This is a genomic window from Massilia sp. LC238, assembly GCF_000735635.1.
In the GTDB taxonomy this organism is placed as follows: domain Bacteria; phylum Pseudomonadota; class Gammaproteobacteria; order Burkholderiales; family Burkholderiaceae_D; genus Telluria; species Telluria varians.
The window spans coordinates 53,801-67,054 of the sequence record NZ_JNNN01000021.1 but is presented as its reverse complement, the minus strand read 5'-3'; the positions used below and the strand labels follow the sequence as shown (position 1 = coordinate 67,054).

Genomic DNA, 13,254 nt, shown 5'->3' with positions numbered 1-13,254 from the left:
GGTGTCAACCGGCGTCATGGCAGCCAAGAAGATGTCCGCTCAAAAGCGCGCCAGCTCCCGCTAACCCGGGCAAAAAAGCAGACATTTCAACTTTGCCAGAAGCGGACATTTCAACTTTGCCTTTACACACCCTACGAAAATCCGGACGCGCCAACGAAAAACCGGGGCACGAGGCCCCGGTTCGGTGTGCAGCTGATAAAGACGCTTACTTCGCCGTCGCCAGCAGCATCTCGTTCAGGCGTTTCACGAACGAGGCCGGATCGCTCAGGCTGCCGCCTTCGGCCAGCATGGCCTGGTCGAACAGGATGTGCGACCAGTCGGCGAAGCGCGGGCCGCTCGCGTCTTCGTACTTCAGGCGCGTCACCAGCGGGTGGTTCGGGTTGATCTCGAGGATCGGCTTCGATTCCGGCGCGTTCTGGCCGGCCGCCTTCAGCATGCGCAGCAGGTTACCCGACAGCTCGTTTTCGTCCGCGACCAGGCAGGCCGGGGAATCGGTCAGGCGGAAGGTCACGCGCACGTCCTTGGCCTTGTCGCCAAGCGCACCCTTCATCTGCTCGACCAGTTCCTTGTAGCCGGCTTCGGTCTCGGCGTGTTCCTTCTTCTCGGCCTCGTCTTCCAGCGCCCCCAGGTCCAGGCCGCCCTTGGCGACCGACACCAGTTCCTTGCCTTCGAACTCGCTGAGGAAGGACAGCATCCACTCGTCGACGCGGTCCGTCATCAGGAGCACTTCGACGCCCTTCTTGCGGAAGATTTCCAGGTGCGGGCTGTTCTTCGCGGCGCTGTAGTTGTCGGCGGTGACGTAGTAGATCTTGTCCTGGCCTTCCTTCATGCGACCAATGTAGTCGGCGAAGGAGACGTCCTGGGCGTCGGACTCGCCGGCGGTGGAAGCGAAGCGCAGCAGCTTGGCGATGCGGTCCTTGTTGGTTGCGTCCTCGCCGATGCCTTCCTTGAGCACCTGGCCGAATTCCTTCCAGAAGGTGGCGTATTTATCCTTGCCGGCCTGCTCTTCCGAATTCGCCATCTCTTCCAGCATGCCCAGCACGCGCTTGGTCGAGCCTTCGCGGATCACGCGCACGTCGCGCGACTCCTGCAGGATCTCGCGCGAGACGTTCAGCGGCAGGTCACTCGAGTCGATCACGCCCTTGATGAAGCGCAGGTAGGTCGGCATCAGCTGCTCGGCGTCGTCCATGATGAACACGCGCTTGACGTACAGCTTGATGCCGGCGCGCTTGTTGCGGTCCCACAGGTCGAACGGAGCGTGGCCCGGGACGTACAGCAGCTGGGTGTACTCGCTGCGGCCTTCGACGCGGTTGTGGGTGTATGCCAGCGGGTCCTGGAAGTCGTGCGAGACGTGCTTGTAGAACTCGTTGTACTGTTCTTCGGTGATGTCGCTCTTCGAGCGCGCCCACAGCGCGCTGGCCTGGTTGACGGTCTCGAACTCGTCCTTCAGGACGGTCTGCTTCTTCTCCTCGTCCCACTCTTCCTTCTGCATCACGATCGGCAGCGAGATGTGGTCCGAGTACTTGCGGATGATCGACTTCAGCTTCCAGCTGGAGAGCAGCTCTTCCTCGCCGGCGCGCAGGTGCAGGATCACGTCGGTGCCGCGGCCCGGCTTCTCGATCTGCTCGACGCTGTAGTCGCCCTCGCCGGTCGACTCCCAGCGCACGCCGTCCGAAGCAAACGCGCCGGCGCGGCGGGTGTTGACGATGACGCGGTCGGCCACGATGAAGGCCGAGTAGAAGCCGACGCCGAACTGGCCGATCAGGGCCGCGTCCTGCTGCTGGTCGCCCGACAGCTTGCTGAAGAATTCCTTGGTGCCCGACTTGGCGATGGTGCCCAGGTGCGAGATGACTTCGTCACGGCTCATGCCGATGCCGTTGTCCGAAATCGTGATGGTGCGCGCGTCCTTGTCGAAGCTGACCTTGATTTTCAGCTCGTGGTCGTTGCCGTACAGGGCGTCGTTGTTGATCGCCTCGAAGCGCAGCTTGTCGGCCGCGTCGGATGCGTTCGAGATCAGTTCGCGCAGGAAGATCTCCTTGTTCGAATACAAGGAGTGAATCATGAGCTGCAACAGCTGTTTTACTTCTGCCTGGAAGCCAAGGGTTTCTTTTTCGGCAACTGCCATCTTGTTCCTCGTGGGTGGGTCTAATAAAGGGTTAAAAATAAACGGACTGCTGCAATATAGGGACATCAACAAGGATTTCAAGACCCCGCCATTGCAGCAATGTTGCAATTATCTTAACCCATCCACACGCCTGGCTTATAGCGGCCTGACCTGGATATTGCGGTAGAAGGTCTCCGCGCCTTCCGACTGCAACGAAAACTTCCCGCGCGTGTGCGGCAGCATCTTGCCGGCCACGTTCTGGCGCGGATTCTCGGCACGCAGTACCTCGACGCCGTTGACGATGTGGACCAGGGTCTTGCCGTCGGCGATCACCTCCAGCGTGTTCCACTCCCCAAGCGGCTTCTCGGGGTTGCCCATCTTGAGGATGCGCGCCCTCAGGCCGGTGCGCAGCGGCAGCGAGGGCTCGTAGCGGTAGAACTTCCAGTCGCCCTCGTTGGCGTCGCCCACGTGCGCATCGACGGTGACGCCGTCCAGGCTGTGGTAGTCGCCGGTATCGCCTTCCTGGATCTGGGCTTCGTGGCTGCGCATCCAGTGGCCGCTTTCCGCGCCTTCCGGCCCGACCGCGTAGTACAGCAGCCCGCTGTCGCGCGGCAGGTCGAGGCGCGGCGCCCACTTCTTGCTGCCCCACTTGAACTCGAGCTTGAGGTGGAAATTCTCGTATTCGCCGACCGTGCTGATGGCGCCCCACTCCTCGCCCGACACGCGCAGCATGCCGTCGACCACCGAGAACACCTTGCGCGGATCCTTGTCGAGGCCGCGGATCGAGGTCGGCGCCTTCATGTTCGGCGAAGTCGGCTGCATGCTGATCCAGGTCGTCCACCCGGACAGGTCGCGGCCGTTGAACAGCGAGGTCCATCCGGCCTCGGCAGCCTGCAGCGGCGCGCACAGGGCCAGGGCGGCGGCCAGCAGGCCGGCTCTGGCAAGGGAATAGCGGGTCATCGACAGTCTCCTTCTCTTATAAATATGCGCCTGGCCTGAAACAGCCTTGCGGCGCCGCGGGCAGCCCGTCCGTACGGGCGAAGTGAATCTAGCATGGTCATGTGTGTTAGCGCTACCACAAAAACCCATCTTGCCGAATTCCTTATAAATTTTTCCGATTTATTGACACTCTTAAACATTTCCGAGTGCTAGTATTTCCCATATAAACAGCCAGGCGTGCCGATGGTGTTAGCGCGCACATGGCTGATCACAAAAGCGGAGACAGGCAGGATGAGCACAATTGTCGTTGGCATGGGCATGGTCATTGCCATGGGCTCGGGCAGCGAGCCCGGCGAGCGCAAGGAGGGCCAGCGCGCCCGGCGTCCCGCCTCCGTGGCCAGGCCCTGCGCCTCCGCCGCACGGGAAGAATGTGCCGGCTTCTTCGCCGCGAACGGCATCTCGACCCCGAGCACCCTGTTCGACACGCTTTCCGATACCTATTGCTTCGCCAAGAACCGGGCCGGCCAGTTCGTCTGGGGCAACCGCCTGCTGCAGGAACAGCACGCGCTGGCGGACGTCAAGGACATCCTCGGCAAGACCGACCACGACTTCTTCCGGCGCGACATCGCCGACCGCATCCGCGCCGACGACCTGGCCGTGATGGAGACCGGCGTCACCGTCAAGAACAAGCTGGAAGTGATCGACGGCGGCAACGGCGAACTGACCTGGCTGTTCACGACCAAGGCCCCGATCCGCAACCGCGAGGGGGCGATCGTCGGCATCGAAGGCTTTTCGCGCGACGCCCGCCGCTCGCAGGACACGATCGCGCCCTTCCACGAATTCAAGGCATGCATCGAGTACGTGCAGGAACACCTGGCCGAGAACATCAGCATCGACCACCTCGCCAAGCTGTCCTGCATGTCGCTGTCGACCTTCGAGCGCAAGTTCAAGGAGCACTTCTCGCTCACGCCCAAGCAGTACGTGCTGCACATGAAGGTCCATGAAGCCTGCCGCCTGCTCCCCGGCGCCAACAGCATCGCCCGGGTCGCGCTGGCGACCGGCTTCGGCGGGCAGAGCTACTTCACCAAGCAGTTCCGCAGCATCGTCGGAATCACGCCCAAGCAGTACCAGCTGGCGCTGGCGGCCGGACGGGCCGGGAATGCCCCATCTTTTCACCGAAAAGGAAACCATGTTGAAGCCTCTTGATCCTCGCGCCCGGCAAAGGCGCTCGGCCCTGCTGCGGCTGGGCGCCCTGTGTGGCGTCACCGGCTTGTCCGCCCTCGCGTCCAGCGGCGACGTGCTCGCCGCCGTGGCGGCAGCCGGCAAGGGCCCCGCCTACGAGCCGGTGCTGCTCACGCGCGACGAGCTGCTGCTGACCGGCGTGCTGGCCGAGCTGATCATCCCCAGGACCGACACTCCCGGCGCCATGGATGTTGGCGCGCACCGCACCATCGACCACCTGCTCAAGGTGTGCGCCCTTGCGCCCGAGCAGGCGCGCTTCAAGGCCGGGCTGGCCCGTATCGAGGCGGTGGCGCAGGCGCAGGGCGGCAAGCGGTTCAAGGCCCTGCCGGCGGCGCGCCAGGTGGCGCTGCTGCGCGCGCTCGACGCGGGCAGCGCGCCCTTCGAGGGCGAAGACCAGGGCTTCTTCCGCCAACTGAAGGGCTACGTCGCTTTTGCCTACTACACCTCGGAAGCCGGCGCCACGCGCGAGCTGGCCTACCTGCCGATCCCCGGCGGCTTCCAGGGCAACTACAAGCTCACCCGATCCAGCCGCGGCTGGGCGATCCAATAAACCCGACACCTGGCCCCATGGAACCCGTCTCCTCCTTCTACATCAAAAGCAGCCCGGAACAGTTCGACGCGATCGTCGTCGGCTCGGGCATCACCGGCGGCTGGGCCGCCAAGGAACTGACCGAACGCGGACTCAGCACCCTGATGGTCGAGCGCGGCCGTCCGGTCGAGCATGGCATCGATTACATCGGCGAAAACAAGGACCCGTGGACCATGCCCAACCGCGGCCGGGTCGACGCCACGGTGGCCGACGAGCAGTACCCGGTCCAGAAGCAGTGCTACGCCTTCGACGAGCACACCAAGCAGTTCTTCAACAACGACCGCGACATGCCCTATTCGACACCCGCGGGCCGTCCGTTCAGCTGGATCCGCGGCAACCAGCTGGGCGGCAAGTCGCTGATGTGGGCGCGCCAGTCCTACCGCTGGAGCGACCTGGACTTCGGCGCCAACCTGAAGGACGGCCACGGCACCGACTGGCCGATCCGCTACGCCGACCTGGCGCCCTGGTACAGCCACGTCGAGCGCTTCGTGGGCATCAGCGGCAGCAAGGAAGGCCTGGCGGTGCTGCCGGACGGCGAATTCCTGCCGCCCTTCGAGTTCAACACGGTCGAAGCGGCGCTGAAAAAGAAGTTCGACGCCATGTATGCGCCGGCGCGCATGATCATCGGCCGCACCGCGAACCTGAACAAGGCCAGCGACGAGCACCTGGCCCAGGGCCGCGCCCCTTGCCAGGCGCGCAGCCAGTGCCACCGCGGCTGCTCCTTCGGGGCCTACTTCTCGACCCAGAGCTCGACCCTGCCGGCGGCGCTCAAGACCGGCCGCCTGCGCATCGCCACCAACGCCATCGTGCACAGCGTAATCTACGACGCCAAGACCAACCGCGCCACCGGGGTGCGGGTGATCGATGCCGACACCATGGAGACGCGCGAGTTCCACGCCAAGGTGGTCATCCTGTGCGCCTCGACCCTGGCCTCCACCGCGATCCTGTTGAACTCGACCTCCAGCGCCTTCCCCACCGGACTGGCCAACTCGTCCGGCGTGCTCGGCCACTACCTGATGGACCACCTGTGGGCCGCCGGCGCCAGCGGCCGGGTCGAGGGCTTCGAGAACGACTACTACCGGGGCCGCCGGCCCACCGCCCCCTACATCCCGCGTTTCCGCAACGTGGTCGACCAGCACCCTTCCTTCCTGCGCGGCTATGCGCTGGCGGGCGGCGCCGCGCGCGACGGCTGGCAATCGGCGGCGTGGAAGCCCGGCTTCGGCAAGGACTTCAAGGCCATGCTGAGAAAGCCGGGCCCCTGGCACTTCAGCCTGGGGGGCCAGGGTGAAATGCTGCCGCGCTTCGAGAACATGGTCAGCCTGCACCCGACCAGGAAGGACAAATGGGGCATCCCGCTGCTGCACATCGACATCACCCACGGCGAGAACGACCGCAAGATGCGCGAGGACATGGCCGATACCGCCGCCAACATCCTCGAGGATCTCGGCGTCAAGGACGTGAAGAAGCGCATGCTGACGGAAGCCGAATACCCGCCCGGCCTGGCGATCCACGAGGTGGGCACGGCGCGCATGGGCCGCGACCCGAAGACCTCGGTGCTCAACGGCTTCAATCAGGCGCACGACGTGCCGAATTTGTTCGTCACCGACGGTTCCTCGCTGGCGTCCTGCGCCTGGCAGAACCCTTCGCTGACCTTCATGGCGCTGACCGCGCGCGCCTGCGCCTACGCGGTGGACCAGCTGAAAGCCGGGAAAATCTGAACAAGAACGGAGACAGAATGAACAAGCAAACGATGCTGTACGTCCTTTTGGCCGCCACTTTCGGCGCAGCTTCCCAGGCCCTGGCCGCCGCGGGTGTCGCGGAGGCGTCGCCCCGCATCGGCGTGCAGCTATGGTCCGTCAAGGACGAGATCAAGCAGGACTTCGAAGGCACGCTCACGAAGATCGCCGGGCTCGGCTTCCAGGGCGTGGAGTTCGCCGGCGAATTCGGTCCCTACAAGTCGAACCCGGCCGCCTTGAGATCCTTCCTGGACAAAAACAAGCTGCAGTGCGCCGGCGCCCACGTGGGCTTCGACCAGCTGGCGGACGCGCGCTTCGAAGCCACCACCGCCTTCTACAAGACGCTCGGCTGCGCCAACCTGGTGATCCCGATGGATGCGCGCGGCGCCAGTGTCGAAGGCAGCACCGCGATGAGCAAGGAGCTCAGCGCCTTATCCGGCAAGCTGGCGCCCAAGGGCATGCGCATCGGCTACCACAACCACGCCCAGGAAATGGCGGGTGAGGTCGGCAGCACGCCCTGGGACGTGATCGCCCGGAACACGCCGAAGGCGTCGATCATGCAGCAGGACGTGGGCTGGACCACGCACGTCGGCAAGGACCCGGTGGCCTACGTCTACAAGTACCCGGGCCGCACCGTGAGCACCCACTACAAGGCCAAGTTCGCACCGGGCACCAGCGGCACGCCGATCATCGGCCAGGACAGGACCGACTGGGCGGGCCTGACGCGCGCCCTGCGCGAGGTCGGGGCTACCCAATGGATCATCGTCGAGCAGGAGGAATACCCGAACGGCATGGGCCAGCTCGACACGGTGGCCGCCTCCCTGAAAGGATTGAAGGCCGTGCTCGCGAAGATGCCGCCCAAATGAGCCTGTCCGTCCGTTTCAGCCACATCGTCAAGGAATTCGGCAAGGTAGCAGTCCTGCACGGGGTCGACTTCGCGCTGGAACCGGGGCGCGTGGTGGGCCTGCTGGGGGAAAACGGCGCCGGCAAATCGACCCTGATGAAGATCCTGGCCGGCTACGAGCGTCCTACCAGCGGCCAGCTGCTGGTCGACGGCGTCGAGCGCCAATTCGACAGCGCGCGCGACGCCGAGGAGCTGGGCATCGCCCTGATCCACCAGGAATTCAACCTGGCCGAGCACCTCACGATCGCCCAGAACATCTTCCTGGGCCATGAGAAGACCCGCAACGGCCTGCTCGACCGGCGCGCCATGGCGGTCGAGGCTGCTGCCTGCCTCGAGCAGGTCGGCCTGGACCGCGACCCGGACACCCGCGTGTCCGAGCTGATCGTCGCCGAAAAGCAGCTGGTCGAGATCGCCAAGGCCCTGTCGCGCAAGGCGCGCCTCCTGATCATGGACGAGCCCACCGCCAGCCTGTCGGCGGGCGAGACGAAAAAACTCTTCGACCTGATGGCGCGCCTGAAGGCCGAAGGCGTCACCATCGTCTACATCTCGCACAAGCTCGACGAGATGGAAGCGCACACCGACGAGGTGGTCGTCATGCGCGACGGGAAGTTCGTCACGCGCGCCGCTACCTGCGACGTGAACCGCCGGCAGATGGCCAACCTGATGGTCGGACGCGACGTGTCGGACATGTTCCCGCCCAAGCAGCCTGCGCTCGACGACGCGCCGGTACTGCTGCGCGTGTCCGGCCTTAAGGTGCCAGGCTGGGTCGAGAACCTCAGCTTCGAGGTGCGCGCCGGCGAGATCCTGGGCTTCGCCGGCCTGGTCGGCGCCGGCCGCACCGAAGCCTTCGAGGCCATCCTCGGCCTGCGCCCGCGCCACAGCGGCAGGATCGAGATAGGTGGGCAGGCGGTCGACATCCGCAGCCCGCGCGAGGCCATGCGGCAAGGCCTGACCTACCTGAGCGAAGACCGCAAGGGCAAGGGCCTGCACCTCGACCTCGGCCTGCGCGAGAACCTCACCATGATGACGCTGGAGCGCGACGCCAGGCCCTGGGTCGACCTGAAGGCTGGCCGCGCGGCGCTCGAGCGGGCCATCGCGGACTTCGGCATCCGCCTGCGCGACCCGGATTGCGTGGCGCGCTCGCTCTCGGGCGGCAACCAGCAGAAGCTGGCGCTGGCCAAGTACCTGCATTCGAACCCGCGCGTGATCGTGCTCGACGAGCCGACCCGCGGCGTGGACGTGGGCGCCAAGCGCGACATCTATGCGCTGGTCCACCGCCTGGCCGGCGAGGGCCGCGCGGTGATCGTCATCTCGTCCGAACTGATCGAGCTGATCGGCCTGTCGCACCGGGTGGCGGTGCTGCACGGCGGGCGCCTGCAGGCCGTGCTCGGCCCCGACCAACTCAGTGAAGAAAACATCATTTCCCATGCAACCGACACCCAACACACCCGCCACTAGGCCCTCCCTCCTGCCTGCCCTGCCGCGCCTGAAGGGCCTCGGCCCGGCGCTGGCCCTGATCCTGCTCTGTATCGCGGGCGGCCTGCTCAATCCCGATTTCGCCACCTTCGACAACCTGATGAACGTGCTGACCCGCACGGCCTTCATCGGCATCATCGCGGTCGGCATGACCTTCGTGGTCGTCTCCGGCGGCATCGACCTGTCGGTCGGCTCGATGGCGGCGCTGATCGCGGGCGTCATGATCGTGGCGATGAACGCGCTGGCAAGCGGCGCGAATCCGCCCGGCGCCGTCGCCATCGTCCTGCTCGGCATCGGGCTGGCGCTCGCCTTCGGCGCGGTGTTCGGCATCCTGCACGGCTTCCTGATCGCACGCGGCCGCATCGAAGCCTTCATCGTCACGCTCGGCACCCTCGGCGTGTTCCGCGCCGTGCTGACCTGGCTGTCGGACGGCGGCGCCCTGACGCTCGATTTCACCTTGTCCGAGACCTACAGCCCGGTCTACTACCACAGCCTGCTGGGCGTGCCGGTGCCGGTATGGGTGTTCGCCCTGGTGGCCCTGCTGGGCGCCCTGATCCTGAACCGCACCGCCTACGGCCAGCACGTGCAGGCGATCGGTTCCAGCGAACAGGTGGCGCGCTATGCCGCGATCCGCGTCGACCGCGTCAAGGTGCTGACGTACCTGCTGCTGGGCGTGTGCGTGGCGATCGCCACCATCCTGTACGTGCCGCGCCTGGGTTCGGCCACGCCCACTACCGGCATCCTGTGGGAGCTGGAAGCCATCGCCGCGGTGGTCGTGGGCGGCACCTCGCTCAGGGGCGGCTCGGGTCGGGTCATGGGCACCGTGATCGGCGCCATCCTGCTGTCCGTGATCGGCAACATCCTGAACCTCACCAGCATCATCAGCGTGCACCTGAACCCTGCCGTGCAGGGCGTGGTGATCATCGCCGTGGCTTATTTGCAGCGCGGTCGCCGCTGAACCGTCTATCCATTAGAAAAGGAATCTTCATGCGTCCATCCAAACGACAATTCGGCAAACTGGCCGCGGCCTGCCTGCTGGCGCTCGGCAGCGGCCAGGCGTTCGCCGCCGACAAGCTCACCATCGGCGTGGCCATCCCCACCGCCACCCATGGCTTCACCGGCGGCATCGTCTGGTGGGCCAACCAGGCCAAGCGCGAGCTGGAAGCGGCCAACCCTGGCTTGAAGATCATCGTCAAGACCGCCGGCAGCACGCCCGAGCAGGCCAACCAGGTGCAGGACCTCTTGGTGGTGAACAAGATGAACGCGCTGGTGATCCTGCCGCTGGAATCGGCTTCGCTGACCCAGCCGGTGGCACAGGTCAAGAACAAGGGCGTCTACGTGACCGTGGTCGACCGCGGCCTGACCAACCCGGCGGCCCAGCATGCCTATGTCGCCGGCGACAACACGGCCTTCGGCAGGCTGCCGGCCGAGTACCTGGCTAAGCGCATGAACGGCAAGGGCAATATCGTGGTCCTGCGCGGCATGCCGAGCACCATCGACAACGAGCGCGTCAAGGCCTTCCAGGCCGAGATCGGGAAGCACCCGGGCATCAAGGTACTCGATGCCAAGTACGGCAACTGGAACCGCGACGACGCCTTCAAGGTCATGCAGGACTACCTGACCCGCTTCAAGCAGATCGACGCCGTGTGGGCGTCCGACGACGACATGGCGATCGGCGTCATCAAGGCCATCGAGCAGGCCAAGCGCAGCGACATCAAGGAAGTGTTCGGCGGCGCCGGCGCCAAGTTCGCGGTCAAGAAGGTAATGGACGGCGACAAGCTGGTGCAGGCCGACGTGTCCTATTCGCCCAAGTTCATCTACGACGCCATCAAGATGACCGCCAACGCGCGCCTGAAGGGCCAGGCCCTGCCAGGCAGGACGATCATTCCGTCGGTCCTGATCACGCGCGAGAACGCCAAGCAGTTCTATTTCCCCGATTCGCCTTATTGATACGACAGGCCACCAGCATGAAAACCATCAAGGGACCGGCGATCTTCCTCGCCCAATTCATGGGCGAGCAGGCGCCCTTCGACACCCTGGCCAACCTGGCCGCCTGGGCCAGCGGCCTGGGCTACGAGGGCATCCAGCTGCCGACCGACAAGCGCCTGTTCGACCTCGACATCGCCGCCGAGAGCCAGGACTACTGCGACGAGATCCAGGGCGTGCTCAGCGCCCACGGCCTGGCGATCACCGAGCTGTCGACCCACCTGCAGGGCCAGCTGGTGGCCGTGCACCCGGCCTACGACGCCCTGTTCGACGGCTTCGCCGCGCCGCAGGTGCGCGGCAACCCGCGGGCGCGCCAGGAATGGGCGGTCGGCCAGATGAAGAACGCGGCGCGCGCCTCGCGCCGCCTCGGCTTGAACACGCACGCGAGCTTCTCGGGGGCGCTGGCCTGGCCCTACCTGTATCCGTGGCCGCAGCGGCCCGCCGGCCTGGTCGAGGAAGCCTTCGGCGAACTGGCGCGGCGCTGGCTGCCGATCCTGGACGCTTTTGAAGATGCCGGCGTGGACGTGTGCTACGAACTGCATCCGGGCGAAGACCTGCACGACGGCGTGACTTTCGAGCGCTTCCTGGAGGGCGTTGGCGGCCACCGCCGCGCCAACATCCTGTACGACCCGAGCCACTTCGTGCTGCAGCAGCTCGATCATCTGTCCTTCATCGACATCTACCACGAGCGCATCAAGGCCTTCCACGTCAAGGACGCCGAATTCCGCCCGAACGGGCGCCAGGGCGTCTATGGCGGCTACAGCGGATGGCAGGAACGCGCCGGGCGCTTCCGCTCGCTGGGCGACGGCCAGATCGACTTTTCCGCCATCTTCTCGAAACTGGCGCAGTACGACTACGCCGGCTGGGCGGTGCTCGAGTGGGAGTGCTGCCTCAAGCATCCGGAAGACGGCGCGCGCGAAGGCGCCGATTTCATCCGCCGCCATATCATCCGGGTGGCGGAAAGGGCTTTCGACGATTTCGCAGGCGGCGGCGCCGACCGCTCTGCCGTCCGCCAGCTGATGGGGATCGAAGCATGAGTGCGATCGGACGCAATGAAACGGACAAGCAGGACGGCCTGCCCCCGCGCCGGCTGCGCCTGGGGATGGTGGGCGGCGGCGATGGCGCCTTCATCGGCGCCGTGCACCGCATCGCGGCGCGCCTGGACGACTGCTACGAGATCGTGGCCGGCGCCCTCTCCAGCGACGCCGAGCGCGCCTTGCGCAGCGGCGCGGCGATCCGGCTCGACCCGGCGCGCAGCTACAGCGACTACCGCAAGATGGCGCGGCTGGAAAGCCAACGTCCGGACGGTATCGACGTGGTGGCGATCGTCACGCCGAATCACCTGCACGCCCCGGTGGCGAGAAGCTTCCTGGAAGCCGGCATCCACGTCATCTGCGACAAGCCGCTCGGCATTTCGCTGGGCGAAGGAGAAGAACTCGCCGCCCTGGCGCGCGCCAAGGGGCGGGTGTTCGCCCTCACCCACACCTACAGCGGTTACCCGATGGTGCGCCACGCGCGCGAACTGGTCGCCTCGGGCGCGATCGGCGACCTGCGCCTGGTGCACGTGGAGTACGCCCAGGACTGGATGGCCGAAGCCGCCAACCAGTCCCCGGAATTCCAGGCCACCAACTGGCACAACGATCCGCGCCGCGCCGGCCCGACCGGCTGCACCGGCGACATCGGCACCCATGCCTTCCACCTCGCGGCTTTTGTGACCGGCATCCAGCCGAGCGAGCTGCTGGCCGAGCTGCACTCGTTCACGCCGGAGCGCATCCTGGACGACCACGTGCAGGTGATGCTGCGCTACCCGAACGGCGCGCGCGGCATGCTGTGGTCGAGCCAGATGGCGACCGGCTGCGAGAACGCGCTCAAGCTGCGGGTGTTCGGCAGCAAGGCCAGCCTCGCTTTCGACCAGGAGAACCCGAACGAGCTCGTCCTGACGCCCCAGGGCGGCTGTGCGCAGCGGCTCACGCGCGGCCGCGTGGGCGGCGTCGCGGCCGGGCATGCCACCCGCGTGCCCTGCGGTCATCCGGAAGGCTACCTGGAGGCGTTTGCCCAGCTGTACCGGGATGCGGCGGCGCAGATCCATGCGATCGAGGCCGGCCAGCCAGTGCCGGCGGCGAGCGCCAGCCTGCCCACGGTCGAGGACGGCGTGGCCGGCCTGCGCTTCATCGACGCCGTGCTGGCCAGCCACGATGCGGGTTCGCGCTGGGTGGAGCTCGGCAAAAAATAATTGGCGGCGCATGTCGAATCCGGACCTCCCCGTTCGTCGTAGTGG

Annotated in this window: 11 protein-coding genes; 9 read left to right on the top strand and 2 right to left on the bottom strand. The window is 66.0% G+C overall.

Going from position 1 to position 13,254, the window contains the following annotated elements:
- Positions 1–205: 205 nt before the first annotated feature.
- Positions 206–2,125: a molecular chaperone HtpG gene (gene htpG, locus FG94_RS04935; protein WP_036207852.1), complete on the bottom strand. Its 1,920-nt coding sequence runs from the start codon at positions 2,123–2,125 to the stop codon at positions 206–208.
- Between the two features lie 135 nt (positions 2,126–2,260).
- Positions 2,261–3,064 (bottom strand): DUF1080 domain-containing protein, encoded by an 804-nt coding sequence (locus FG94_RS04930; RefSeq protein WP_036207851.1) that lies wholly within the window; start codon positions 3,062–3,064, stop codon positions 2,261–2,263.
- Positions 3,065–3,334: 270 nt separating this feature from the next.
- On the opposite strand from FG94_RS04930, the gene FG94_RS04925 reads away from it, so the two are divergent.
- From FG94_RS04925 to FG94_RS04885, 9 genes are read left to right on the top strand one after another with little or no spacing between them, the layout of a single operon-like run.
- Positions 3,335–4,249 carry an AraC family transcriptional regulator gene (locus FG94_RS04925; RefSeq protein ID WP_161783938.1) on the top strand — a complete coding sequence of 305 codons (915 nt, stop codon included), beginning with the start codon at positions 3,335–3,337 and terminating at the stop codon, positions 4,247–4,249.
- Positions 4,233–4,835 (top strand): gluconate 2-dehydrogenase subunit 3 family protein, encoded by a 603-nt coding sequence (locus FG94_RS04920; protein ID WP_036207847.1) that lies wholly within the window; start codon positions 4,233–4,235, stop codon positions 4,833–4,835. Before FG94_RS04925 ends, FG94_RS04920 begins: the two co-directional genes overlap by 17 nt.
- Before the next feature lie 17 nt (positions 4,836–4,852).
- On the top strand, positions 4,853–6,592 hold the full coding sequence (locus FG94_RS04915) for a GMC oxidoreductase (RefSeq protein ID WP_036207845.1): 1,740 nt from the start codon (positions 4,853–4,855) through the stop codon (positions 6,590–6,592).
- Between the two features lie 17 nt (positions 6,593–6,609).
- Positions 6,610–7,476 carry a sugar phosphate isomerase/epimerase gene (locus FG94_RS04910; RefSeq protein WP_051996195.1) on the top strand — a complete coding sequence of 289 codons (867 nt, stop codon included), beginning with the start codon at positions 6,610–6,612 and terminating at the stop codon, positions 7,474–7,476.
- Positions 7,473–8,972 carry a sugar ABC transporter ATP-binding protein gene (locus FG94_RS04905; protein ID WP_036207843.1) on the top strand — a complete coding sequence of 500 codons (1,500 nt, stop codon included), beginning with the start codon at positions 7,473–7,475 and terminating at the stop codon, positions 8,970–8,972. Before FG94_RS04910 ends, FG94_RS04905 begins: the two co-directional genes overlap by 4 nt.
- Positions 8,941–9,948: an ABC transporter permease gene (locus tag FG94_RS04900; protein ID WP_036207840.1), complete on the top strand. Its 1,008-nt coding sequence runs from the start codon at positions 8,941–8,943 to the stop codon at positions 9,946–9,948. The genes FG94_RS04905 and FG94_RS04900 overlap by 32 nt, the downstream gene beginning before the upstream one ends.
- Before the next feature lie 29 nt (positions 9,949–9,977).
- A complete protein-coding gene (locus FG94_RS04895) occupies positions 9,978–10,940 on the top strand; it encodes a substrate-binding domain-containing protein (RefSeq protein ID WP_036207837.1) in 963 nt (320 codons plus the stop codon).
- Between the two features lie 17 nt (positions 10,941–10,957).
- Entirely contained in the window at positions 10,958–12,013 is a 1,056-nt protein-coding gene (locus FG94_RS04890) for a sugar phosphate isomerase/epimerase (protein ID WP_036207835.1), read from the top strand.
- The gene (locus FG94_RS04885) at positions 12,010–13,209 is read left to right on the top strand and encodes a Gfo/Idh/MocA family protein (protein WP_373964694.1); all 1,200 of its coding nucleotides are present in this window, start codon (positions 12,010–12,012) and stop codon (positions 13,207–13,209) included. The genes FG94_RS04890 and FG94_RS04885 overlap by 4 nt, the downstream gene beginning before the upstream one ends.
- Positions 13,210–13,254: the final 45 nt, after the last annotated feature.

What these genes read in the sequence shown, in the direction of transcription:
- FG94_RS04930 (WP_036207851.1), bottom strand. Translation starts at nt 3,064, where the DNA reads ATGACCCGCTATTCCCTTGCCAGAGCCGGCCTGCTGGCCGCCGCCCTG.
- FG94_RS04885 (WP_373964694.1), top strand. Translation starts at nt 12,010, where the DNA reads ATGAGTGCGATCGGACGCAATGAAACGGACAAGCAGGACGGCCTGCCC.
- FG94_RS04915 (WP_036207845.1), top strand. Translation starts at nt 4,853, where the DNA reads ATGGAACCCGTCTCCTCCTTCTACATCAAAAGCAGCCCGGAACAGTTC.
- FG94_RS04920 (WP_036207847.1), top strand. Translation starts at nt 4,233, where the DNA reads ATGTTGAAGCCTCTTGATCCTCGCGCCCGGCAAAGGCGCTCGGCCCTG.
- FG94_RS04910 (WP_051996195.1), top strand. Translation starts at nt 6,610, where the DNA reads ATGAACAAGCAAACGATGCTGTACGTCCTTTTGGCCGCCACTTTCGGC.
- FG94_RS04895 (WP_036207837.1), top strand. Translation starts at nt 9,978, where the DNA reads ATGCGTCCATCCAAACGACAATTCGGCAAACTGGCCGCGGCCTGCCTG.
- FG94_RS04900 (WP_036207840.1), top strand. Translation starts at nt 8,941, where the DNA reads ATGCAACCGACACCCAACACACCCGCCACTAGGCCCTCCCTCCTGCCT.
- FG94_RS04925 (WP_161783938.1), top strand. Translation starts at nt 3,335, where the DNA reads ATGAGCACAATTGTCGTTGGCATGGGCATGGTCATTGCCATGGGCTCG.
- FG94_RS04890 (WP_036207835.1), top strand. Translation starts at nt 10,958, where the DNA reads ATGAAAACCATCAAGGGACCGGCGATCTTCCTCGCCCAATTCATGGGC.
- FG94_RS04905 (WP_036207843.1), top strand. Translation starts at nt 7,473, where the DNA reads ATGAGCCTGTCCGTCCGTTTCAGCCACATCGTCAAGGAATTCGGCAAG.
- htpG (WP_036207852.1), bottom strand. Translation starts at nt 2,125, where the DNA reads ATGGCAGTTGCCGAAAAAGAAACCCTTGGCTTCCAGGCAGAAGTAAAA.